Below are 24,500 nucleotides of genomic sequence, written 5' to 3' on the forward strand. Positions count from 1 at the left end.
TCATATTGTTTCTGATGGGGGTAACAGGTCCGTTTTGGTCGTATCCCTGGTACAGAGAAGGACTTCAAAAAACTTTGGGAACCTACAAGCCAAGAGTAGGACAGGGACCTGGCCCCGGTAACCCATCCGCCGGTCAGGGAAGAAGAGGCCAACAGGCGCCTTCCACTGGAAAAGAATCAGAATTACCCCTGTCAATTTTTGAGTACATCAGCAGTGCCGATGCAGTGTTGGATTACCCTGGGAATTATAGGATATCCCTTCCACAAGGAGGAGGCAAAAACCTGAACATTCAAAAATCAAAAATTGGATTTTTTGCCCCTGCTGCTTCGGATAGAGTAGTCCTTGATATGGAAACAGCTGACCTAACAGAGAAGGATATTTTCAGAGAAAAGCCTTTCAATGTCAGGGTTTCAAGTTCCATAAAGGCCCTACATGTTGGAGATGTTTATGGACAGTTCAGTAAATTGCTATATTTTCTTTCCTGCCTGATTGCAACCAGTCTTCCCGTGACAGGAACACTGATCTGGATCAATAAGTTAAAAAAGAAAAGGGCCAGGAAAAAAGTCCGGCCTGTTTCCCAAATTAAAACCATGAAAATTTAATAGGAACCTATGTTATTACTTTTGTGGAGGGGAATTGTAAGTTTTGCCCGGTATTAACCCTCACACAAATAACTTAGAATTAGCCTTTTATTTAAATTAGTTCAAGGTAAAACCTTTTGTATATGCCAGAAAGAAATCAAACTTGAACAGGGTTCATGTATCTATATGCGATAACTTTGATAGCATGTCATAGCGTTCATTTTAACAGGAGCTGTTTCCCCTGATATTCCAGCTCTTTTAATTTCATCCCCGCAAGCAGCAATTGATCCGTTTCTATGCACTTCCTGATTTCTTCCATAAGCTTTAAGAGTGACTTTCCTTTATTGATCCGCTCAAAGGGAAAGGGATCCGGATTGGATGAAATGATGCTATCCAGCCTTTTATTGACCTGAATTTCTTTTTCAACCATTATGGTTAATATTTCGAAAATATCCATTGTTAATATTATTGACTTTTTTGTGTTGATATTTTAAACATTATTTTTTATCTAGGAAAGTAATCAGACAGAATTTTTTAAAATTTCAATTTTTTACTTCCGGCCTTTTGAAAGCCAAAAATAGGAGCCATGAAACCACACATGGCTGATGGGTTGACGGAAGGGACCAAGGTATTACGGCATAAACAGGAAGGGTTTTCTGAGGAGGATTTATTCCGTTCCACCTTGCATTCAGTGGTTTGCAGACTCCTGGGGAGGGGCTAAACAAAAGCTCCAGTGCAAGGAGTGAAAAGTCTGCAACACGATTATGGCTACTTCCAGAAACATCCTCAGAGAAGAAACTGAAATCCTTTACACCAAAGGAAGATCAGCCCTTTCCGATTACCACCTGATTGCTGCAATAGGAGGAATTACCTCAGCACAGGCAAAGGCAATACTGGCAGCTGAAAACTACAGTCTGGCTGCTTTGGCCAAATACACCCTGCATGACTGGATGAAGGTAGGAGGTATTGGTGAAGCCAAAGCAACGGCATTGGTACTGGCTTTTGAAATGGGAAGGAGAAGAATAAGGGAACCCGAACAGAAGAAAATAAAAATATGCTCCTCTGCGGATATCTATCAGATGATGAAAGCAGATCTGTTGGATGAGCTGGTAGAACATTTCTATGTCATCCTCCTTAATAGAAATAATCAGATCATGAGAAAAGTAAGGGTCAGCACAGGTGGAACAAGTGGTACCATCGCAGATCCCAAAGTGATCTTTAAACATGCTTTGGAAAACCAGAGCTGCTCGATGATCTTAGTCCACAACCATCCCTCAGGGAACTTGAAACCTTCAGAGCAGGACAAAAGACTGACCAGGAAACTCTCTGAGGCCGGGAAACACCTGGACATCATCGTGCTGGACCATATCATCTTTACTGACTATGCTTACTTCAGCTTTGCAGATGAAGGCATGATGTAGGCAGGAGAGGAGGGGGACCTCCTTTTTTTTGGCCAGACTCTAATGCGAAATGTTGTTTTTTGAACCCTAATTTATGGATAAGACTCGTCCACAATAATCACTTCGAAAATATTGAATTGAGGAAATAGCCATTTTGCAATTTCAATGGTTTGATGTATTTGTTAGGACAAAAATAATACTTACCGGTCGGTCTGTTTCTTTTTCCATAGGTTCATACATCTTTTCTACCAGCAGTCCAGAAGACTCAAATACTGCTATCCAATCTTCCAAAGTCCTGAAATACCAGGGATGCCCATTTTTAAAATTTCCTTTTAGTCCCTGCCAGGAATCCTCTACCCACTGGCTTTTGTAAGGGTGTCCCATCGCCAGCATCGATCTTGGATGTATTGTTTGTATAATTATCTTTCCTTCTTTACTAATCAATTTTACAACTGATTTAAGTAAATCAGAAACACCGTCTTTTTCATAAAGACAAAAGTTAAAAACCGATCCCTTAAATTGTTGGTTTTGAATCCGATCAAGTATCCTGGAAGGTGTTTTTTGGAATGCCCAGTCAACGATTTCCTGAAAGGTAGCTAATGCATAATTTTGGGTGTCTGACTTTTGCTTTGCTGCCTTAACCAGAGATTCTGTTCCATCAAGTCCGAAAACATTAAAATCTTCTTTCATTAAACTACTGCCCAGCCAGCCTTCTCCGCATCCAATATCCAAAACCGATTTTTGAATGTGATTATTGATGCAATCAATCAAAGCTGGATTGGTAAATTCCCTTGATGGAATTTTTGTTTGCTCAATGGTTTCAACCCATTGAGCTGCATTTTCCTGCCATGTACTTAATATCAGCTTTTCGAATTTCATTTTTTCATTGCGATAAATATTTTTGGTTTCTTTTATTTTTAAATTTTTATACCTGATCTGGTATAAATAATTAATTAAATTAATGTTTTATACCCTTTATGGTATACATTTTTTGTTTTATCCAATAAGTCTTAAACGATAAGCTAATGTTTTTACCATTATTGGAATTCTTGTCAGCATTTTATGAATTATAAAATTTTCACCTGAGGATTTTGAATACTTGCTTGGCCCTGTTGTTTTTCAAAATTACGAGTAAATCAGCCACACATTTCTGAGGATTTTTTCTGATGGGTTTCAAGGTAGACGGCATAAAGAGGAAGGGGTGACGAAGGAGGATTTATTCCGCTCCACCTTGCATTCAGTGTCAGATTTCTTCTATGCAGGGGATATACAAAAGCTCCGGATTAATAAGAAATTCACCTTTATGCCGCCCATATATAGTTTCCATACAGCGACTTTTGGGAATATGATCAAACTTTCAAAATGAATTATAATGATCTGGTTGGAATAATTGATGGATAACTTCGATAAAACCTAAGTCAGTAGACGATAGGAACTGCCAAGTTTCCCGATTCATCATGAAACTCTTGTTTAAAATATGTAAATTTCCTGTTCATTCCAGCAAACTTATTGTCCTATGAAAACTTTTCTTTTAGCATTTTTTGTATTAATCTCCTACTTAGCTTCCGCTCAATCCATAGGGGCCAATTGCAAAAAACTCCAAGCAGCCAACCAAGCTGTGCCAAGACATGAAAACTCCCTGGTGGAGTGTAATGGGAAATTCTACGCACTGGGTGGAAGAGGAGAAAGGCCTGTGGAAGCTTTTAACCCTGAAACAAATGAATGGACTATACTTGCAGATAGCCCAATGGAATTCCATCATTTTCAGGCTATCTCTTTCGAAAATGAGATATACGTTTTAGGTGCCTTTACAGGGCCATATCCACATGAAACCCCAATCCCGGAATTTTTGATTTTTAACACCAAAGACAATAGCTGGAGAAAGGGACCTAAAATCCCTGAAAGCAGACGTCGGGGATCTGCCGGGGTTTTTACCCGTGGAGATAAAATCTATATGGTCTGTGGCATCATTGATGGCCATTGGAATGGATTTGTTCCTTGGTTTGATGAATATGATACCAAAACAGGAGAGTGGAAAGTATTGCCTGATGCTCCACGCCCGAGAGATCATTTTTCAGCCTCATTGGTTGGGGATAGGGCCTACGTTGCCGGAGGAAGAACTTCTCATGCTGAAATCGGAAAAGTATTGGAGTTGACTATTCCTGAAGTGGATTATTTTGATTTCAATACCAATACCTGGTCAACAGTAAGTGCAGACCTGCCAACTCCAAGGGGAGGGACTTCAAGTATCGGAAATGAGCCATATCTTTTGGTTATGAATGGTGAAAGTGTTCAACAAGTTCAGGGACATTCTGAAGTTGAGGTTCTGGATACCAGAAATGAGACCTGGACCCGTTTGCCTGATCTCAACCAAGGTAGACATGGGACAGGAGTGGTATATTGGAAAGGCAAAGTCTATGTAGCCGCAGGAAGTGCCAACCGTGGAGGTGGACCTGAGTTGAATGATATTGAATGTCTGGAGTGGAACTAACTATAATTTTAACCGTCTTATCAACTAAATAACTGCAACATTAAAGAAACTAGGTTACTTATTAAGGTGAAGTAGTTTTTGGTTTTAACCTAAAACCAAGATGACCTCAATGCACTTTCCGATGAATTGGAAGAAAGAAAACCAGATTCCAGTGAAGCAATCTCTTTATAATTGGATAGTCTATAGCAATAGGCAGGATATCGAAAGGTTAAGCCTGGAGCATGATGGAAAACTAATCAATGCATGCTATGGGGATATGGATGGGTCTATCTTTATCTATGAAAAATAGTAAATACTGCTAGAAATGGAAATGCTTTAACCTTTACGATATCCTTTTATTCTTCTATTTTAATCTATTAAAACATTGCTACTTGTGCTTGATCATACAGTAGGAATTCAATTGGTTGATTTAAAGTTTATGAATTTTCACTTTGAATAGGTTCGATATTTTGTCCAAGGAGGCCATATTACAACACTTTAATTACGCCTTCTTTTCGGTTTACCTTTGTACAAAAATAAGATTAAGTGAATACGGAACCCTTATGGAGTCTTTCTATTATAAATAACAAATATTCAGATATTTACAGAGTATTTATCTGTCTCATGTATATTTAAATATGTCCAGTTTAATATAAAAAAAAATGGACAATTTTGAATTTGAACTGCAATTGCATGCAATATTTTTTATAGATATATATTTATAGTCCTTTTGTCCATTAAAATTAGGAGTAAATCAGCCACACATGACCGAGGATTTTTGCTGATGGGTTTCAAGGTAGGCGGCATAAACAGGAAGGGGAATACGGAGGATGATTTATTCCGCTCCACCTTGCATTCAGTGTCAGATTTCTCCTGTGAGGGGGCTAAACAAAAGCTCCAGCGCAAGGAGTGAAAAGTCTGCAACACGATTATGGCAAATCAAAAAATTTGCTCCGTGAAGAAACTGAAATCCTGTACACCAAAGGAAGGTCAGCCCTTCGGAACAGGACATAATACTGACCAAGAAACTCTCTGAGGCCGGGAAGCATTTGGACATCATCGGGCTGGACCATATCATCTTTACAGACTGTGCCTATTTCAGCTTTGCGGACGAAGGCATGATGTAATGGAAAGGGGAGGGGTGCCTCCTTTTTTTGCAGGATTTACCCAGGTTGACTAAATTGATCTGCAAAAGAAAACTATATAATCAGGTTTAAGTAGTAAAATAAACTAACATCTAAAAATGAAGTGATTTCTTCGGTTAATAGTTTTATGGAATACGAGATGACACTATGTTTCAAATAATGAGGGCCATTTTATTTCCTTATCGGTATAAACAATACTATATTTTAAAACTAAAACAGACACAAATTAGATTTATGCAATGATCACTTTAATGCCTTTTTCTTCCAGAGCTGCAATTTCCTTTCTCGGGGCTTTATCGTCAGTTATTAAATAATCAACCTGCTCAAATCCACAGATCCTTCCAAGACCCCTTCTGTTAAATTTTGTGTGGTCAGCTAAAATGACAACTGTTTGAGAAGCATCTATCATTTTCTGATTTAAACTTGCCTCAGAAAGGTTGGTGATGGTGAATCCAAAATCCAAATCTATCCCATCAACTCCCAAAAAAACTAGGCCACAAGAGATTCCTTCTAGAGTTTTTTCTGCAAAAACACCCGCAACAGAAGATGAGTTTGGACGTATCAGTCCACCTAACTGAAAAACCTCAACCTTTTGCTTATTGGACAATTCTATAGTGACTTTCGCAGCAGGAGTGATAACTGTTATGGGATGATTAGGCATTAGTTGCCTGCTGAATTCAAAAACGGTGGTACCTGACCCTATTATCAGTGAATCATGCTGACTTTTCACCAAAGTTGTGGCAGCTTTGGCTATTTTCTGCTTTTCCTCAGCATTGATAGAAGCTTTTTCATAGATGGATCTTTCAACCGTATAGGGAGTGTGAACGGATCCCCCACCACGGGTCCGATAAAGTAAGTTCATCTCCTCCAACGCCTTAAGATCTTTTCTAATGGTGACACTTGATACATTCATCTCTTGGCTAAGATCCAGAATGTTGACCTTTCCTTCTTCTTTGAGCTTTCTGAGTATAATCTGATGCCTTTCTGTTATTCCTATCATGTAAATCTAATTTTGAAACAAAAGTAAAGTAAGTAAAACTATTTTGAAAATACTGTTAAGATTTTGTTAATGATACTTTTTTTCATAAAACTAAAATAAAACTTAATTTGTTTTAATTTTGAGTATTGAAAAAATGCTATCATAGTTCGTTTATTTTAATAATGTAAAACTTTTATTTTGTAATATTTCGATTTAATAATTTTTGAATTTGTTTATAAAGATTATTGGATTGGTATTTGATCTTACTTTTTCTGAATGTTTCGGTTATTCTTACCACTTAAAGTAAAGTGTTTTCCCTTCTTCATATATTAACAAACATTTAAATTAAAGTTATTTTTTGTTTCGAAATGTTTTTTTAAGTTTACTTTATGTTAGTTTTGATTTCTTTGTAACTGTAATATCGGTAATAATTTTAAAGAATTAGTGAGAGGTTTAAAATGACATATGTACTTGAAATAAGTTGCGAGGTACAGGTTTTAAACAATATTTATAGAATTATTTAATCAATGATAGAGTTAGATTATTTAGTTGTTGTTGCGTATTTCATCGGGTTACTTTTTGTTGGTGTTTTGTTCTCCAGAATGAACACCAGTAAAGATATGTTTGCTGCGGGTGGCAAATCTCCATGGTGGCTTTCGGGATTATCGGCATTTATGACAACGTTTTCAGCCGGTACTTTTGTAGTCTGGGGAGGAATAGCCTACCAAAGTGGGCTTGTAAGTGTAAGCATTTTAATGGTTATTGGAGTGGCTGCACTAATAGCAGGCTGGTTATTTGCTGGGGTATGGAAATCCATTGGGTACGACTCTGCTTCTGCATTCATTCATGATCGGTTTGGAGAAGATTTGGTCCGACTTTACACTGTTTTACAAGGTTTGATTGGCCTATTCACCATGGGAGGTGCCGTATATGCCTTAGCCTTGGTTGTTACTACATTGATACCATTGCCTGATGGACATTTACTCCAAGACCCTTCTTCAGGGAATTTTTCTGTAGTCATTGCCTCGCTGATGTTATGTCTATTGGTAGTATTGATAACTTTTGGAGGTGGATTATGGGCTGTATTGATGACAGATGCCCTCCAATTTGTTATTCTCTGCATATCGGTAGTTTTGGTTGTTCCTTTACTTGTCCAAAAGGTAGGTGGGGTTGATGAATTGCTTCTTCAATTACCCGATGGACACATGAGTTTTACAGGTGGTGGATTTTCCTCGTATTTTCTTCTGGGCTGGATGATTGTATTTCTATTTAAGATTGGAGGGGAGTGGGCTTATGTACAGAGATTTGTTTGTGTGCCAACCGTAAAGGATGCCAGAAAGTCCACTTTTCTTTTTGGAGCCCTGTATTTACTGAGCCCGATTATTTGGATGCTTCCCCCTTTAATTTACCGTGTTATTGATGCCGAAGCTGATTATGAACAGGCTTATATTTTGGCTTGTAAAGCAGTGCTTCCAAGTGGAATGCTTGGTTTGATGGTTGCGGCTATGTGCTCAGCGACTGCGAGCATGGCTACGACCCAATTGAATGTATTTGCCGGAGCTTTTACCAATGAATTCTATAAAAGGATTTGGAGGCCACAAGCCGAAGAAAGAGAATTGGTTCTTGCTGGACGATTAATCACATTAATCCTAGGTTTGGTAATTACTGCGGGGGCTTTGGCTATCCCATACCTTGGGACATACACAGGGTATATCCTTTCCTCAGTGGCGATTTTGACGGGACCTTTGGTTCTCCCTACAATATGGGGGCTGTATTCCAAAAGAATAGGTCTTAAATATGCTTGGAATGTGTCAGTCTGGAGTTTGGTCATTGGAGTCATACTCAAAGTTCTAATATTAAATAATGGATTAGAGAATTTTGGAACATTAGGTCTGGATTTATCAATTTGGATCCTTGCTAATAAAGGTGTGGAGGATGTAATTATTGGGACTGTCATCCCTCTTGTTTTATTAGTTTATCTTGAAATTTCTTCAAAGAACATCGATCCGGGTTGGATAAAAGTCAAAGAAAAGGCAAAGAACCAAGTAACCGAAATCGAAAATCCATCCAAACTGCCTGCAATTATCTGTGCTTGGGCGGTTCTTGGGTCAGGAATCATGCTCTTTTTGATCGGATTGGTCGATGTTTCAGAAGGGGCTAGAGTATTGATTCTTATTTCCGGAATTTTTCTCTGCTTTTTAGGAGGGGGGATGATTATGATGTTTAAAAAACAGCCTGCAATAGAAAAGATAAAAGAATCTCAAAATAGAGCTTAGAAGATTGGGATACACTTATCGAACGCCCAAAAACGAATTCGCTAAAATTGGGAATTCCCTATAATCACAAAAAGAAAATGATAATCATATGAAGACACAAATTGTAAAGGAATCAAAAAATGGAATCAATACTCCTGTTAGAACATCAACCGATATTTTAATTGTTGGTGGTGGGCCTTCTGGAATCATTGCTGCATTGGCCGCCTCGGAAAGCGGTTACAAAGTCACTTTGGTCGAGAATCGAAGTTTTGTTGGAGGGAACATGACCATTGGGCTCCCTGTTTTGGGTTTTCTGGGGCAAAAAGGAAATCAAATCATTAATGGATTACCTCAAAAATTTATTGATAGATTGGCCGAACAGCAAGCGGCGAGTGAACATAGACCATGTCCGTTACATATGAGCATAACCTTGGTGGAGCCTGAAGCTGTCAAAAATGTTGCATTGGAGATGTTAGTAGAAAATAATGTTGAGGTTTTGCTACATATGATGTTCGTGGACTCCTTGGTTGAAAATGGCGTTGTTAAAGGGATTGTGGTTGAAAGTAAAGCGGGGAGAGAAGCAATTTTGGCCAAAAGGGTTGTTGACTGCAGTGGTGATGCGGATGTTGCTTTCAGAGCGGGAGTGCCATGTGAGAAGGGGAATGAAAATGGAGGGATGCAGCCTCCAACCTTGATGTTTTGCATGGGAGGGGTAGACACTGAAAAATTAAGAACGAGTATTGTAAATGAGCCAAGAACGTATTTGACAGATTTTATTCCTGCAAATTATTATGGTCAGAACCAACAATTTATAGTTGTTGGTCTTCGGGGTTTAATGGCTGAGGCCAAAGCTGCAGGGATGAGGTTATATACCGAAAGAACAATTATTATTTCGGGTTTAAGACAAGGGGAAGTCTGGATCAATATGTCAAGTGTTAAAGGAATTGATGGTACGGATCCTGAAAGTCTTTCACGAGGAGAAATTATCGGTAGAATCCAGGTAAAAGACATTATAAAATACTTACAGGAATATGTTCCTGGATTTGAAAATTCTTATTTCACCAAGATGGCTCCGTTTTTAGGAATTAGGGAAACAAGAAGGATTGTAGGTCAATATGTGATGACCAAAGAAGATGTATTGGGCTGTGCCAGGTTTAAAGACGCTGTAGCGGTTGCAAGTTATCCACTTGACCTTCATCACCCTGAAGATGGTGGATGTACACTCGAATGGTGTGGAGATTGTTATGATATTCCTTATAGATCTCTAATTCCAAATGAAATTGAAAATTTAATCGTTGCCGGAAGAGCAATCTCTACAACCCATGAAGCAATGTCTGCTATTAGAGTAATGGCACCTTGCATGGCGATGGGAGAAGCGGCAGGTCGGGCAGCCAGTCTTTCTTTGAGTCAGGATAAATTTCCTTCAATATTAGATGTAAGCGATTTGCAAAAAACGCTGCTGAAAGCAGGAGCTTTCTTAAATGAGCGTGAGGATGTTAATTAATAGAAAAGCTAGGTTTGGAAATAGAATTTCCCGCTTCTTGTTTTCGGGGATGCTCATGGGACTGTTATTTTTTTATAACATTTCCCATGGTCAAACAAATCATTTAAAGGTTCTAAGTTACAACGCCTTTTATGGTTTTGAGCAAGATAAAGATAAGTTTAATGCATTTAACCGACTGCTTGAGGATTTGGATCCTGATATCATTCTTTTCCAAGAGATGAATGGTTTTGATCAAAATAAATTGTCGCAGTTTGCAAATGGATATGGCCACAAGTATTCTGTAATTATGAATAAAGAATTCGGAGTGCCAAATACCCATCCTTTGGCAATTTCATCGAAATATCCGATTCTCAATGTTCAACGGGTTTTGGATGATATGTGGCATGGATACATTTATGCTACAATAAATGATGTCCATATCTTCAATTTGCATCTTGCCCCCTTTACAGTTTTGGACAGAAAAAAAGACATTGAGAAAGTCATTGCTCAAGCAAAACTCCTAGATGTTGACAAAGGGATAATTATTGCAGGAGACTTTAATGCGCTTTCTCCAATGGACACTCACGCATATGGAGAGGAATTGTTGGAATCAATGCGCAGTATTGAAGGTAGGTATGAAACCAAGAGTGGAACTGAAATTCTTAGATTTAGAGAGATTCATAGAAATAACTTAATTGATGATCAAATTGATTATTCAGTTATAGGCCATGTCTTAGATGCAGGTTATTCAGATGTAATCAAAAAAATCCATCCTGATTTTATCAACAGTGTTCCAACAGAAGGCCATAGGAAAAGAAATTCCAAGCTGAGGCGTATTGACTATATTTTTGTAAACCCGGTTTTAATTGACAATGTGATAAGGGCAGAAATTGTTAAAAATGAATTAACAGACCATTTATCAGATCACTATCCAGTATTTATAACCTTTAAATGAATGATTGAGATGAAAAGGATTTTGCTTTCTATATTTATTTTATTGGAATGTAGTCTAATCACTCCTTGCTTGACCTATGCTCAAGGGGAATACCAAAAGCCAACACTTGAAAATAGGGAATCATTTACTGTGATTATGTTACCCGATATTCAGAATTATGTCAAATGGGAGGCCAACCAGCCAATCCTTGACCTGATGTCCGCATGGATTGTTAACAACATTGATTCTCTGAATATCAAAATGGTCCTTTGTGTGGGTGATCTGGTTCAAAACAATGAAAAAATAATGAATGATTATGACGGAGACCAGACTACTGATCAACAATGGAAAGCGGCAGTAAGAGCTTTTGATCGGTTCAATGGGAAAGTGCCCTATGTAGCTGCCACTGGAAATCATGATTATAGTATCGATGAAAGGGGAAACCGTACTTCCAGATACAATGAGTTTTTCAATGTGGAACGAAATTTTTTAAACCAGAAATACCTCGCTCAACACACTAGAGATGAGCAGGGGCAACAAACACTTGCCAATTCCGCCTATGAACTTAGAAACCTTCATGGGAAGGATTACCTTTTTCTCACAATTGAATTTGCTCCCAGAGATACAGTTATAACTTGGGCCAAAAAAGTTGCGGCTATGAAAGAGTATGAGAATCATCGAATCATCCTTACTACCCACAGTTATCTTAGCCCTAAAGACAAAAGGGGAGAGGCTGAAATTAGCTGGCTTTATTGGGAGCCTTACCGAGTCAACAACATGATTCAGAAATCACCGAAAATAAAGCTGCCTTTATCCAATACTGGCAAACAAATCTGGGAAAAGCTTGTTCAACCAGCCTCTAACATCGAAATGGTGCTTAGTGGCCATTACGCCGGAGAAGGATACCGGATGGACAGAAATAATGAAGGAAAACCGGTCCATCAAATTCTTTTTGATGCTCAATCAATGGGCGGAGGTGGTCGTTCTGGCAATGGAGGAGATGGGTGGCTACGGATTTTGGAATTTTTCCCGGATAGTAAAACCGTTAAAGTCAGTACTTTTTCCCCACTATTTGGAATTTCGCCAACAACACAGAAATATGCCTGGAAAAGAGATGAAAGAAATGAATTCCTGATACGATTTGAATAAAATTGTAGATGGAGCTGAATAAATATCCAGAAATTTAAATAGTAAACACAACCGGGAAAGTGCTTATTTCCCGGTTTTTTTTGTGCGATTAATTTGAAATAAATTCTAAAACCTTTATTAATACCGGTTAATGTGTTTAAAAATTTGATTACTATATTCAATAAATTTATAAATTTGGTATGTTGACGTACATAATTTATCCATTTAGCACCTAACTAGTAATTTTTTTTGTTTAAAAAAGTAAATTAAATCTGATTTTTAGCTATTCTAAGCTCCTTATTTAGCCCCACAGTTAAGAGGTTTGCTCTCGCTAATATGGAATATTTTTAAATCTAAGTGATACTAGGTTTAAAAATATTTAGTTACGAATTATTTTTACTTTAATTTGATTAAAAAAACTTTATTAAATGTTTCAATATGTTTAATAAATTAACTTTTTGATAATAATTAAGTCAATTAAAGATAACAGTCTAGTGCTTTTTGTTTCTTTTATTAAGGTTTTGAAAAAATTTTATATGTTTTATTATGTATTTGTTAAATTTAGATAGATCGCTTTCTTTATATTTAAAAATATTATTTTTCGATTTCAAAAAGTTTCATTAAGTTTGTTTACGAAACAAATCGAAACCTGGTATCTTGAATTGAATTAGAATTCAGGGTTTTAATTTAGAAGAATGATCTACCAACAAACAAAAACAACAATTTATGAATCCAGATTTACAGGGGGAAAAATCAATCCCCGGAATTAATCACTTTGTCGTAAACCATTCCGTGAGATGGTTTGGTTTTGCGGTATTACTCTGGGCAGCAATCGGGGCTTCAGATGTATTTGCTTTACCTGGAATTTTGAATGAAAAAAGTAATTCCCTCCAAGCTGAAATCAATGTTTCGGGTGTGGTAACAGATGAAGCCGGAGAACCACTCCCCGGGGCTACGGTTTCTGTTGAAGGTACAAGCTTAGGTACCATAACAGATATTGACGGTCAGTATACGATTGAAGTACCTGATGATGCTGTTTTGGTAGTTTCTTTTATTGGCTTCGAGTCCAGGAGAATTCCGGTTAATGGAAGATCTATAATAGATGTTGGCCTTACTCCTGATACCTCTTCTTTGGAAGAAGTAGTAGTAGTCGGTTACGGTACTCAAAAGAGAGCAAACCTTACAGGCTCTGTTGCTGAAATCGAAACAGAAGATCTTGTGTCGAGACCTTTTTCTTCAACCGTGAATGCGCTACAGGGAGTTTCTCCAGGAGTTACTGTAACCACCGGTTCAGGTGCACCCGGAAGCCAGGGGACCATAAGGGTTAGAGGGATTGGAACATTAAACAATTCAAATCCTTTGGTGATCATTGACGGTGTTGAGGGTGATATGAATTCTATTGATCCAAGCTTGATCGAATCCATTAATGTGCTAAAAGATGCTGCCTCCTCTGCAATATACGGTTCAAGAGCAGCAAACGGAGTTATTCTTGTAACTACCAAAAGAGCAAAAAGTGGGGAATTCAGGGTTACCTATAATGCTTATACAGGATTTCAATCTCCTACAAATCTACCAAATAAAGTTGGTGCAATCGATCATATGGAAATGATTAACCTCGCTCATATCAACTCAGGGGCATCCCCATTGTTCGCTGATTCTTATATTCAGGAGTATAGTCAAAACATGCAGTCTGATCCCGATAATTACCCCAATACTGATTGGCAGAGGGGAATTCTAACTGGCTCAGGATTTATGCAAAACCATAATATTTCACTTAACGCAGGAACTGAAAAGGTAAGGTCACTAACTTCTGTCGGTTATCTTGAACAAAAAGGGTTAATAGAAATGTCGGGCTTTAAAAGGTATACTATTAGAAATAATCTGGATGTAAAATTCAATGAAAAACTCAGTTTAGCTGCTGATTTGCAAATGATAAACAGAAAAACAGTTTCACCAGGCGGGGGATTAAGTGAAGTGTTTTTGCAGATGAACAGGATTCCGGCAATCCAACCCGGTAGGTTCTCAAACGGATTGTACGGTGAAGGCTGGAACGGAAATAACCCCATGGCTTTTTCAACTGCACTTGGAGGATCACAGGAAGAAACCAGAATGAGTCTTTTGGGAAGATTTGTTCTTAACTACAAGCCTGTTAAATGGCTCAATGTTGAACTGCTGGCCCAACCAAGATATGAAGAGCTATATAATGACAATTTCAATAAGGCAATTACCACCTATCAGCCTGATGGAAGCCCTTTATTTACCAGACCCGAAAGATCAACATTGGCCATGAGAAGTGTCAGAAACACATTTGACAACTATTATGGATATATTACATCCCAACACGTTCTGAATGAACATGAGTTTAAACTTTTGGCCGGAGCTTCCCTGGAAACTTTCCATACCACAAATTTCAGGGCCTTTAGAGATGAATTTTTGTTCCCAGAATACAGGGTTTTAAATGCAGGTGCCCAGGACAGGAGAGAAGCATCCGGTTCTGCAGCAGAATGGGCATTACAATCATTTTTTGGAAGATTCAACTATGATTACGCATCCAAATATTTGATTGAAGTAAATGCAAGATATGATGGTTCATCAAGGTTTGCACCTGGTAGAAGATATGGTTTTTTTCCTTCTGTTTCAGGAGGTTGGAGGGTTTCAGGAGAACGTTTTATGGAAAGCGTCTCTGGAACAATCAACAATTTGATGGTTCGCGCTTCATGGGGAAGATTAGGGAATCAGAATATAGGCAATTATCCTTTTGCTTCTACCCTTGCCCTAGGATCCTACTCAATGGGTAATGAAATTGTACCAATTGCAGCATTGAATGAAATGAACAATGAAAATATTTCATGGGAAACCACTGAAATGACCAATATTGGATTGGACTTGATGTTGTTCAGAAACCTGACAGTTTCATTTGATATCTTTGATAAAACTACTTCCGATATATTATTGAACCTGGACATTCCCATGTCAATAGGACTGGCACCTCCTACCCAAAATGCAGGTACTGTTAGGAACAGAGGATGGGAGCTGGCAGTAGGTTACAATGGACAGGCGGGAGAGTTTAAATACGGGGTAAACTTTAACCTTTCAGATGTAAGAAATGAGGTTATTGATCTAAGGGGGGTCAGCCAATCCGGCTTATTGGTAAGCCGTGAAGGGTTTCCCATCAATTCCATTTTTGCCTTACAGGCTGACGGATATTTTCAGAATCAGGAAGAAATAGACAATCATGCGGCACAATTCGGCACTCTTGGTCCAGGGGACATCAGGTATGTAAATCAAAACCCTGAAGTAGATGATCTGATCAATGCAGATGATTACGTGATTATTGGAAGCACAATCCCTAGATATACCTATGGTTTGAACGTGAATTCTTCTTTTAGAAACTTTAGTATGAACCTCTTTATCCAAGGTGTTGGGAAAGCTGACGGATACCTTCATGGCCGTGCAATCCAGCCATTTTACAGTGGGGCTTCCGCTTTTGAAGTACATAAGGATTATTGGACACCGGAGAATCCAAATGCTACATTCCCCAGGCTTACCTGGGGTGATGCAGGAAATAATTACCAACATTCAAGTTTTTGGATGAGAGATGCCTCCTATCTGAGATTGAAAAACATTCAATTTGGATATAATCTTCCCAGGCAGTTCACTGAAAGGATGAAAATCGGAAGTGCCCGTTTCTATGTCAATGGACAAAATTTACTGACCATAGATAATTTCTGGCCCGGATATGATGTAGAAACTCCTGTTGGAACCGGGACAAATTATCCAATAGTAAAAATTTACACACTCGGAGTTGATGTGGTATTTTAAAAAAATCAAACAGTCATGAAAAATTATATTATTAGAATTTTACTTCTTTCCGGTCTTTTGCTTCACTTCAGCTGCGAAGACTATATTGAGAGACTTCCGTTGGACAGCCCTTCTTCAGCTTCCTTTTTCAACAACAGAACAGAAGTTGATATGGGATTATTTGGATGCTATGAAAGGATTGTCAACAGGATCGGGATAAAAGGGAACTTACCCTGGATTGTTTCTTTAGATTGTACAACAGATATAAACTGGAACAGGAGTGCCACCCAAGTCGCACAATTGGGTAATGGGACTGCTTCCAGCGAGAATCTTTCAGCAAGAAATGTCTGGAGAGACTTTTATGCGGTAATAGCCAGAACAAACTTCCTGTTGGACAACCTTGACAATGCCATTGAAACTGTTGATCCGGTTTATCTTGCCCAAGTAAGTGCGGAAGCCAGATTTCTGAGAGCTTACAGCTATTTCTACCTTTCAGAGTTCTTTGGAGGGGTGCCTTTAATTACCGCCAGTATTAAAATAGAAGAATCCCAGATGCCCAGAACGTCCAAATCTGAGATTGCCAATTGGATTATTGCTGAAATGGACGAAGTAGCTCCAGATCTTCCGATTAATTTTGACGGAAACATGACAGGTAGAGCAACAAGAGTTGCTGCCTACTTCTTGAAGGCTTATACTGCGCTGACAAATGAGCGTTGGCAGGTAGCAGCTCAGGCGGCTAAAACAGCGATAGATTTGGGATACTATGATTTGCATCCTGACTATGCTGAATTGTTTACTTATGATGGGGAAACAAGCAGAGAACGGATTTTTGCCATGCAATATATGGTTGGTCTGAATGTGCACCCCACTTTCAGGGAATTTGGTTCCAGGTTGGCGGCAGGTGTTTCCAATGAGAAGCCAACATTGGCATTTGTTGATTCCTATGAATGTATAGATGGCCTGCCAATTGATAAATCCCCCCTCTTTGACCCTTCCGATCCATTTACAAACAGGGATCCAAGACTGCACATGACTGTTGCTGTACCGGGAACAATTCACTTGGGATTTCAATTTGAAACACACCCAGACAGCCTTCAGGTCTGGAACTACAATACGAGTCCGCCGGCCAGAGTAAATAATACCGATGCAACAAATCCATTTGCGACCTTCACCAATTTTTTATGGAGAAAGTGGATGGATGAAAGGGATTTAGGAAAAACCCAGGAAAATGATGGTGACATCATTCTTATGCGCTTTGCAGAACTTCTATTAATCTATGCAGAGGCAAAAATAGAGCTGAATGAATTGGATGATTCTGTTTTTGATGCCTTAAACCGGGTAAGAAACAGGGTAGGGATGCCAGATGTTCCAAGGACAAGTAGCCAGAGCGAATTGAGGACAATTGTAAGGAGAGAAAGAAAAGTTGAACTGGCAATGGAAGGTAGAAGACTTATTGATATCAGAAGATGGAGGATCGCAGAAAAAGTGATGAATGGACCTAGATACGGTAACAGCAAAACTGAATTTCTCTCACAAGCTCCGGTTTTGGATGAAAACACAATACCGGACTATTCGGGAATTCCCAATGTTGGAATATTGAGGGTAGTTGAAACGATGGTGTTTGACCCAAATAAACATTATCTGTGGCCGATTCACCCTGTTGAACTTCAGACCAATACAGCTTTGGAACAAAATCCTGGATGGTAAAAATAAAACCTAGATTGATTGAGTAAAGTAGTGTGGAAGAGATGGGGTTTCTGAATCATATTAGAATTCTCACTCTCTTCCCATTGCTTATTTTCAATTTGGTCTAAATGCATTTACTGAACAAATCTTCTCCTAAGTAATATTCAGGTCATTCTTAATGCCAATTTAGAGTAATCAGACTCAAGTTGAATATTTATTATTAGAAAACTAAATAGATAAGCTATGTATACAAAAAATCCAAGAAGAATATTTTTAAAGAGTTTGGGCATTTTTTCGTCGATACCTTTTGCGTTTGGTAACAAGCTTTTTGCTTTCGAATCCAAATCTGTGGAAAATAATGAACATAAATTCATGAGCTGCAATATCCGGGTTGATTTGGAAGAAGATGAAGCTAAAGGGTTCGGATGGAAGGACAGAAAACAACTCTGCACTGAAATAATCAGAAGAAGGAAACCGGATATTATAGGGTTTCAGGAAGTTTTGGGTAATCAAAATGAGGACCTAAAAAATGCACTTTCTGAATATAAATCCTTTGGTTATGAGGGTCCTGAAATGGATTTCCATAGTTCAGGTTATCATGGGATTGCAAAAAATCCAATATTTTTTTTAAGAGACAGGTATGAGCTGATTGCTGCTGGAAAATACTGGTTATCTGAGACGCCATTGATAGGTGGAAGTATTTCATGGGATAGCGCCAGGGCAAGGAATGCAAATTGGGTCAGACTCAAGGACAGACATAATGGCCTGGAATTTAGAGTTGTCAATTTACATTTGGACCATGTTGCGCAAACTGCAAAAGAAAAACAAATCAGTCTTGTAATGGAAGAATCGAAGCAATACCCTAAATCTTTTCCACAAATTTTAATAGGTGACTTTAATGCCAGCATGGAAAATCAAGTGATCAAAATTGTAAAGAACAGTGGCTGGGTTGATTCTTATGCTTCAGTTCATGGAGAAAAGGAAGCCGGAATGACCGTACATTCTTTCCTCGGTGATAATTTCGAAGGCAAAGCAAATAGAAAGAAAATAGATTTTATTTTTTCCTGGGGCAAGTGGAAATCAATAGATTCAAAAATTATTAAAGATCACAAAAATGGAGTTTACCCGAGTGATCATTATTTTGTTGAAGCGGTACTTTCATACCCTTGAACTATTATATTTTTCTTTAAATAAGCAGATAAAACTTCCTTAAAATGGTAGACGGTTTTTAGCTAAATATGCCTTTTTAGCTTGGTATACCTGCAGGTTTAATAAAATTGGAACTTTTAGAAAATAAAGAAAAAAATGTTTCTAAATGTTTCAATAATATTTCGTTTAGTTTTTTTAAGTTTCAAAATATTTCTATATGTTTGTTTATAGGCTTGTTGTACAATAATACTTTACGTTAATGTTCAGTTTAAATCCCTTTTCAACCGAAAAAAAAAATAGTAACTCAATAGGGTTGCCTAAAGGGATGGCATTAGGGTATTTTGCTATACTTATATTCATGATGGGTGATGGGGTGGAGCAAGGTTGGTTGAGCCCATTTTTAAAAGATTCCGGAATGGAAATGGATTTTTCTGCAACATTATTTACAGTTTACGGAATCTCCATAGCCTTGTCTTCCTGGTTATCAGGTTTGTTTTCGGAAAGCCTTGGTACTAAACTGACAATGGTCCTTGGAACAATACTGTTTATTATAGGGACAGCGATTTTTGTAGGGTTTGGACTTCCCCATGAAAATTACATATTGATGCTTACAGGATATGCAATCAGAGGATTTGGTTATCCCCTGTTTGCCTATTCTTTTTTGATCTGGATTTCATATGTGTGCCCCAAACAACAACTTGGCAGGGCCATGGGTTGGTTTTGGTTTGTATTTACAGGAGGACTGAATGTTTTAGGAGCGTACTACAGTACTTGGTCTATTCCCATACTTGGATACTTTGGAACTCTATGGAGTTCTCTGTTTTGGGTTGTGTCTGGTACTCTGATTCTATTTTTTATAAAAGGGGATGACAATAGGAATACAGGTGATCCAAATCAAGTAAGACCTGACATGTTAGCATTGTTAAACAGCTTTAAGGTATTTCTAGGGAACAAGAAAATATTCATTGGAGGAATTGTACGGATGATCAATACAACTGCTCAATTCGCTTTTCCAGTGTTTTTACCCATTTATTTTGTTGAATTTGGTTTGTCATTGAATGACTGGCTCCAAATATGGGGAACCATTTTTCTGGTCAATATTCTTTTCAACCTGATTTTCGGTTTTGTCGGGGACAGATTTGGTTGGAAAAATACCGTTATTTGGTTCGGTGGTGTCGGATGCTTCCTAAGTACTTTGCTTTTTTGTTTTTCTCCATTTCTGTTTGGAGCTGATTTTTGGATTATACTCGCTTTTGGATCCCTTTGGGGTGCCTGCCTTGCGGGGTATGTGCCCCTTTCAGCATTGCTACCATCATTGGTAAATGAACAAAAAGGGTTAGCTGTTTCAGTTTTGAATTTGGGTGCTGGACTTTCGGTATTTATGGGGCCTGTTTTGGTTCGGTGTTTTTATAGTATGGTAGGACCTGAGGGAATGGTTTTAATATTGGCTTTCTTATATCTTCTGAGTGCATTCATGGCCAAATATTTAAGGATGGAGGAAACGCAGTCGAAAAAGAAAGGCAGAAGAGAAGTACTTCTTACCAAATAAAGTGATTAAAAAAAATCAAATTATTAATAAAAAAAGTAATAATAACAAAATAATATGATATGAAAATACTGGTTACAGCCCCATACAATAAGCAGGGATTGGATGAATTGTCTCAAAAGTTTGGAGAAGTAGTCTATAAACCATGGAAAAAGCATGGCAAAGCATACTCCGAAGGAGATCTGTTGAGGATACTGGAAGAAGAAAAGGCAGAAGGCCTTATTACCGAACATGATGAAGTCACCTCAAAAGTTATAGAAACTTTCAATGAATTGAAATTCATAGGTGTGTGCAGAGGTACACCTTCTAACGTTGCGGTCGAAACTGCCAAAAGATATGGAATACCTGTTTTAAATACACCTGCAAGAAACGCTCAGGCTGTTGCTGAACTTTTTGTTTCAAATGTCATCATGCTTCTCAGGAATACCATGGAATCAATCAAGTGGTTGGAAGCTAGAAAATGGGATTCCGGTTCACATACTTCTTATCTGCAGTTTAAGGGGAATGAACTTGCTGGTAAAAAAGTGGGTATGGTAGGTTTTGGTGCTGTCGGTCAGCATATAGCTAAAATTCTAAAAAACTTTCCTTGCGAAATATTATATTACGATCCCTATTTGGAGGGAGAATTCCCTTATACTAAATCAGAGTTGACCACAATTTTTAAAGATTGTCAAATCGTATCTGTTAACCTTCCTGCAACAAAGACCACAAAAAATTTTATTGATAAAAAACTCATTGACAAAATGAGTCCGGACGCAGTTCTTGTTAATATGTCAAGGGCAATGGTTGTAAACCGAAAAGATTTATTCAATGCTCTTAGTTCAAATAGGATACGGGGAGCAGTTATTGACGTTTTTGATCATGAGCCACCTGATGAAGCAGATTATAACCTTATTAACCTTGACAATGTACTGGCAACTCCCCATATAGCAGGGGCAACTCACGAGGTGGAAGATCATCATGTTACCATTATGAATATGGCGTTATCTGATTATTTTATTGAGCAAAACAACGAATTGATAAAATCCTGATTTTATGGCAAAGAAACCTGTTTACCTAATTATTGATGTAGGCACCGGTAATGTTAGGGTAGCCATCACTGAAACAGATGGCCATATTTTGTCTTTATCGAGACAAAATATGGACTATAATAGAGATTATGATTTCAGTAATGCCCTTTTCTTCGATCCTCAGGTCATATTGAATAAAATCTTCCTTGCCGTAAAAGAGGTATTGCTGCATGTAAATTCCGATGAATTCGAATTGCAAGCAATAACAGTTTCCAGTCAGAGGGAGGGGATTGTATTGTTGGATATGGATGGAATTGCTTTTGTGGGTTACCCAAACCATGATCACAGAGGACGTGCCTGGGAACAATCCATTGGAAACAAAGACCGTATTTATAAATTGACTGGAAGAAATCCTACTTCCTTATTCTCTGTTTTTAAATTGATAGGTACCAAAAAAAAGCAACCTAATGTATTCCAGAAAATCCATAAGGCTTTAAGTATCAGTGACTGGGTACAATACGAGTTGTCAGGAAAGATGGGATATGAACACTCTCAGGCTTCGGAAACCCTGCTATACGATGTTGCTAAAATGTCCTGGTCCAAAGAATTGGAAAAGATATTTGAAATTCCTCTTGAGTTCATGCCAGACCTACATAGCTCAGGGGATATTTTGGGCGTTGTTAAGCCAGAAATTGCCAAAAACTTGATGATAAGCCCTGAAGTCGTAATTATTGTGGGAGGTTCGGATACCCAGTTGGCAATTATGAGTACAAAGCCGGCTATCAAAGACATTATAATTGTTTCCGGCACTACCACTCCCTGTGTTAAGCTTGTCAGTGAATACTTATTGGATAAAAGTCAAAGAACCTGGACTGGGAGACATACAGTTGGAAAACAATTTGTTCTTGAAACGAATGCTGGTGTAACTGGCCTTAATATCCAAAAGTTAAAAGCATTACTTTACCCTTCAGAAGGCTATGAACAAATAGAACGAGAACTTCCCAATATAGATTCTAATGAGACACTTGCCAGTCTAGGCTCTACAATATCCGGGAAATCACCTTTGAATCTAGGAGGATTTTTCTTTGATGTTCCTATTGGTAATAACTTAGGGAGAGCTGAAATTTTTGATGCAGCATTATGGGATATTGCCTGTAGCATTTATGAAAATTACTGTATTTTAAATGAGTTGGAGCCAGACAATATGGATTATGTTTGGGGTTGTGGCGGAGGTTTCCAAAGCCCAAGACTTATAAATTACCTTAGTGGTTTACTTAAAAAGGAAATAAGGATTAGAAAGGGTTTTAACCAAGCTTCTGTATCAGGTGCTACGGTGGTATGCAATGAAACCCTTGGATTCGATTCAAAAGTACCTGATTTCTATACTATTAAATTTGATGGTAATTCTGAGGTGATAAACAGGCGATATACGCAATGGAAAAGCTTGAGGAAAGCGCTGCATAATTTTGAAACGGAAATTAATTCTTCTTATGAATAGGACATATTTTTTTGGGTTGGACGTTGGAACACAAGGTGTGCGAGGAATTTTAGTTGACAGCTTTGGGGAGGTAGTAGCCCAGTCCCAGAAGGAATTCCCTTTAAATGTTGAAATGCGTCAGGAGCAATCACCCTTGATGTGGTGGGATAAATGTGTCGAAGTCATTTCGAATGTTTTGAGAAGTAACAATGCCATTAAACCCGAATCAATTCTTGGAATAGCCGTAACTTCTACTTCAGGGACTGTAATTCCGTTGGACAGTGAAAATCGCCCAATTCACAATGCCTTGATGTACAGCGACAAAAGGGCCTCTGTAATAAGTGCAAAGGTGATTTCCATTGCTTCCAATGCTCTTGAGTCAGAGTTCATCGGATTCAATGAATCCAGTGGTTTGGCTAAAATTGTCTGGTTTGGACAGGCTTTTCCTGAAAAAGCTAAGAAAGTGAGGAAGTGGGTTCATGCCGCTGATTATATTTCAGGTAAACTAAGTGGAGTTTGGGGACTTACCGACTTTACGAATGCTTTAAAGTCAGGATATGATGTTCAACGTGGCTATTGGCCGGATTTTATTGAAGCTGGATTAGGTATTTCTAAGGAGATTTTACCAGAAGTTATTCCCTCCGGAAGTGTTATCGGTTATGTAAAGTCAGATGTCTCATCGGATACCGGTCTTTCAAGCCAAACAAAAGTGGTTGTTGGTATGACTGATGGATGTGCTTCTCAAATTGCTTCAGGTGCCCTAAAACCAGGTGATTGGAATACTACCATCGGTACCACAATGGTAATAAAAGGAGTGACAGAAAAAAGAGTAACTGATTCTGAAGGTCGGGTTTACAGCCATAGGCATCCTCAGGGCTTCTGGATGCCAGGAGGAGCAAGCAATATTGGATCTGATTGGGTAAAAGTTGATTTCAATGAAGGGCTTGAAAAATACGAAAAGGAGTCCGAAAAGCTTATTCCTACGGGTTTGTTGAGTTACCCTCTTATGGGCAAAGGTGAACGCTTCCCGTTCCTAAACAAGGAAGCGGTTGGTTTTAAACCGATGAACATCAATAAAAATTCACTTTTTAGTGCAAATATGGAGGGAGTGGCCTATCTGGAAAAGTATTCCTTCGCACTTATGAACAAGTTGTCAGGAGAAGAAATTAAGGCTGTTTTTACCGCAGGAGGAGGATCCAAAAACAAAGTGTGGGTACAAATTAGAAGTGATGTTTTGAACTTGCCTGTTATTCAAATGAAATATACAAGTGGAGCGTTTGGAGCAGCAGTATTGGCTTCTTCCCAAACCTATTATAAAAATCTAATCGAGGCAGGTTCAATGCTGATTCAACCTTCCAGGACTTACTACCCAAATACTCAAAGAGTGAGTGCATATGCGGATCATTATAAAGAATATGTAGCACTTTTGGTTAATAAAGGATATATAAAAACTTAA

General features: G+C 38.3%; 18 protein-coding genes and 1 pseudogene. 16 read left to right on the forward strand and 3 right to left on the reverse strand.

Annotation, left to right across the window (positions count from 1 at the left end; translation table 11 throughout):
- The coding region (locus A33Q_RS14730) for a PepSY-associated TM helix domain-containing protein (protein WP_009035332.1) at positions 1–602 on the forward strand (602 nt) is incomplete at its 5' end.
- A 196-nt stretch (positions 603–798) separates the two neighbouring features.
- On the opposite strand, the gene A33Q_RS14735 is transcribed toward A33Q_RS14730, so the two are convergent.
- Entirely contained in the window at positions 799–1,011 is a 213-nt protein-coding gene (locus tag A33Q_RS14735) for a hypothetical protein (RefSeq protein ID WP_016255327.1), read from the reverse strand.
- Positions 1,012–1,345: 334 nt separating this feature from the next.
- Between A33Q_RS14735 and A33Q_RS14740 the strand changes: the two genes are divergently transcribed.
- Positions 1,346–2,002 (forward strand): JAB domain-containing protein, encoded by a 657-nt coding sequence (locus A33Q_RS14740; RefSeq protein WP_009035330.1) that lies wholly within the window; start codon positions 1,346–1,348, stop codon positions 2,000–2,002.
- A 141-nt stretch (positions 2,003–2,143) separates the two neighbouring features.
- Here A33Q_RS14740 and A33Q_RS14745 read toward each other — a convergent pair whose 3' ends face one another.
- Positions 2,144–2,860 carry a class I SAM-dependent methyltransferase gene (locus tag A33Q_RS14745; protein ID WP_009035329.1) on the reverse strand — a complete coding sequence of 239 codons (717 nt, stop codon included), beginning with the start codon at positions 2,858–2,860 and terminating at the stop codon, positions 2,144–2,146.
- Positions 2,861–3,497: 637 nt separating this feature from the next.
- Between A33Q_RS14745 and A33Q_RS14750 the strand changes: the two genes are divergently transcribed.
- The 3 genes and pseudogenes from A33Q_RS14750 to A33Q_RS21870 form a co-directional block, all read left to right on the forward strand.
- Complete coding sequence (locus A33Q_RS14750) at positions 3,498–4,472, forward strand: Kelch repeat-containing protein (protein WP_009035328.1); 975 nt, start codon at positions 3,498–3,500, stop codon at positions 4,470–4,472.
- Positions 4,473–4,593: 121 nt separating this feature from the next.
- The gene (locus tag A33Q_RS22210) at positions 4,594–4,761 is read left to right on the forward strand and encodes a hypothetical protein (RefSeq protein ID WP_160169354.1); all 168 of its coding nucleotides are present in this window, start codon (positions 4,594–4,596) and stop codon (positions 4,759–4,761) included.
- Between the two features lie 688 nt (positions 4,762–5,449).
- Positions 5,450–5,578 (forward strand): annotated as a pseudogene (locus A33Q_RS21870) (JAB domain-containing protein); the annotation flags it as partial.
- A 250-nt stretch (positions 5,579–5,828) separates the two neighbouring features.
- On the opposite strand, the gene A33Q_RS14755 reads toward A33Q_RS21870, so the two are convergent.
- Positions 5,829–6,596: a DeoR/GlpR family DNA-binding transcription regulator gene (locus A33Q_RS14755; protein ID WP_009035325.1), complete on the reverse strand. Its 768-nt coding sequence runs from the start codon at positions 6,594–6,596 to the stop codon at positions 5,829–5,831.
- A 506-nt stretch (positions 6,597–7,102) separates the two neighbouring features.
- On the opposite strand from A33Q_RS14755, the gene A33Q_RS14760 reads away from it, so the two are divergent.
- The 11 genes from A33Q_RS14760 (at position 7,103) to A33Q_RS14810 (ending at position 24,500) form a co-directional block, all read left to right on the forward strand.
- Positions 7,103–8,851, forward strand: a complete 1,749-nt coding sequence (locus tag A33Q_RS14760; RefSeq protein WP_009035324.1) for a sodium:solute symporter family transporter — start codon at positions 7,103–7,105, stop codon at positions 8,849–8,851.
- Between the two features lie 88 nt (positions 8,852–8,939).
- On the forward strand, positions 8,940–10,334 hold the full coding sequence (locus A33Q_RS14765; RefSeq protein WP_009035323.1) for an FAD-dependent oxidoreductase: 1,395 nt from the start codon (positions 8,940–8,942) through the stop codon (positions 10,332–10,334).
- Between the two features lie 55 nt (positions 10,335–10,389).
- Entirely contained in the window at positions 10,390–11,268 is an 879-nt protein-coding gene (locus A33Q_RS14770; RefSeq protein ID WP_235062809.1) for an endonuclease/exonuclease/phosphatase family protein, read from the forward strand.
- Positions 11,269–12,396 carry a metallophosphoesterase gene (locus A33Q_RS14775; RefSeq protein WP_009035321.1) on the forward strand — a complete coding sequence of 376 codons (1,128 nt, stop codon included), beginning with the start codon at positions 11,269–11,271 and terminating at the stop codon, positions 12,394–12,396.
- Between the two features lie 705 nt (positions 12,397–13,101).
- A complete protein-coding gene (locus A33Q_RS14780) occupies positions 13,102–16,197 on the forward strand; it encodes a SusC/RagA family TonB-linked outer membrane protein (RefSeq protein WP_009035320.1) in 3,096 nt (1,031 codons plus the stop codon).
- Between the two features lie 15 nt (positions 16,198–16,212).
- Positions 16,213–17,883: a RagB/SusD family nutrient uptake outer membrane protein gene (locus A33Q_RS14785; RefSeq protein WP_009035319.1), complete on the forward strand. Its 1,671-nt coding sequence runs from the start codon at positions 16,213–16,215 to the stop codon at positions 17,881–17,883.
- Positions 17,884–18,210: 327 nt separating this feature from the next.
- Positions 18,211–19,032 (forward strand): endonuclease/exonuclease/phosphatase family protein, encoded by an 822-nt coding sequence (locus A33Q_RS14790; RefSeq protein WP_200862468.1) that lies wholly within the window; start codon positions 18,211–18,213, stop codon positions 19,030–19,032.
- Positions 19,033–19,270: 238 nt separating this feature from the next.
- Positions 19,271–20,560 (forward strand): MFS transporter, encoded by a 1,290-nt coding sequence (locus A33Q_RS14795; RefSeq protein WP_040490523.1) that lies wholly within the window; start codon positions 19,271–19,273, stop codon positions 20,558–20,560.
- Positions 20,561–20,619: 59 nt separating this feature from the next.
- Entirely contained in the window at positions 20,620–21,588 is a 969-nt protein-coding gene (locus A33Q_RS14800) for an NAD(P)-dependent oxidoreductase (RefSeq protein ID WP_009035316.1), read from the forward strand.
- A gap of 4 nt (positions 21,589–21,592) precedes the next feature.
- Positions 21,593–23,065: an FGGY family carbohydrate kinase gene (locus A33Q_RS14805; RefSeq protein WP_009035315.1), complete on the forward strand. Its 1,473-nt coding sequence runs from the start codon at positions 21,593–21,595 to the stop codon at positions 23,063–23,065.
- Complete coding sequence (locus tag A33Q_RS14810; RefSeq protein WP_009035314.1) at positions 23,058–24,500, forward strand: FGGY-family carbohydrate kinase; 1,443 nt, start codon at positions 23,058–23,060, stop codon at positions 24,498–24,500. Before A33Q_RS14805 ends, A33Q_RS14810 begins: the two co-directional genes overlap by 8 nt.

Origin of the sequence: Indibacter alkaliphilus LW1, from assembly GCF_000295935.2 — a bacterium.
GTDB classification, from domain to species: domain Bacteria; phylum Bacteroidota; class Bacteroidia; order Cytophagales; family Cyclobacteriaceae; genus Indibacter; species Indibacter alkaliphilus.

Excerpts from the sequence above, each read along its gene's own strand:
- A33Q_RS14775 (WP_009035321.1), top strand. The coding sequence starts at position 11,269 with ATGATTGAGATGAAAAGGATTTTGCTTTCTATATTTATTTTATTGGAA.
- A33Q_RS14795 (WP_040490523.1), top strand. The coding sequence starts at position 19,271 with ATGTTCAGTTTAAATCCCTTTTCAACCGAAAAAAAAAATAGTAACTCA.
- A33Q_RS14810 (WP_009035314.1), top strand. The coding sequence starts at position 23,058 with ATGAATAGGACATATTTTTTTGGGTTGGACGTTGGAACACAAGGTGTG.
- A33Q_RS14755 (WP_009035325.1), bottom strand. The coding sequence starts at position 6,596 with ATGATAGGAATAACAGAAAGGCATCAGATTATACTCAGAAAGCTCAAA.
- A33Q_RS14785 (WP_009035319.1), top strand. The coding sequence starts at position 16,213 with ATGAAAAATTATATTATTAGAATTTTACTTCTTTCCGGTCTTTTGCTT.
- A33Q_RS22210 (WP_160169354.1), top strand. The coding sequence starts at position 4,594 with ATGAATTGGAAGAAAGAAAACCAGATTCCAGTGAAGCAATCTCTTTAT.
- A33Q_RS14735 (WP_016255327.1), bottom strand. The coding sequence starts at position 1,011 with ATGGTTGAAAAAGAAATTCAGGTCAATAAAAGGCTGGATAGCATCATT.
- A33Q_RS14740 (WP_009035330.1), top strand. The coding sequence starts at position 1,346 with ATGGCTACTTCCAGAAACATCCTCAGAGAAGAAACTGAAATCCTTTAC.
- A33Q_RS14805 (WP_009035315.1), top strand. The coding sequence starts at position 21,593 with ATGGCAAAGAAACCTGTTTACCTAATTATTGATGTAGGCACCGGTAAT.
- A33Q_RS14770 (WP_235062809.1), top strand. The coding sequence starts at position 10,390 with ATGGGACTGTTATTTTTTTATAACATTTCCCATGGTCAAACAAATCAT.
- A33Q_RS14745 (WP_009035329.1), bottom strand. The coding sequence starts at position 2,860 with ATGAAATTCGAAAAGCTGATATTAAGTACATGGCAGGAAAATGCAGCT.
- A33Q_RS14750 (WP_009035328.1), top strand. The coding sequence starts at position 3,498 with ATGAAAACTTTTCTTTTAGCATTTTTTGTATTAATCTCCTACTTAGCT.
- A33Q_RS14760 (WP_009035324.1), top strand. The coding sequence starts at position 7,103 with ATGATAGAGTTAGATTATTTAGTTGTTGTTGCGTATTTCATCGGGTTA.
- A33Q_RS14800 (WP_009035316.1), top strand. The coding sequence starts at position 20,620 with ATGAAAATACTGGTTACAGCCCCATACAATAAGCAGGGATTGGATGAA.
- A33Q_RS14780 (WP_009035320.1), top strand. The coding sequence starts at position 13,102 with ATGAATCCAGATTTACAGGGGGAAAAATCAATCCCCGGAATTAATCAC.
- A33Q_RS14765 (WP_009035323.1), top strand. The coding sequence starts at position 8,940 with ATGAAGACACAAATTGTAAAGGAATCAAAAAATGGAATCAATACTCCT.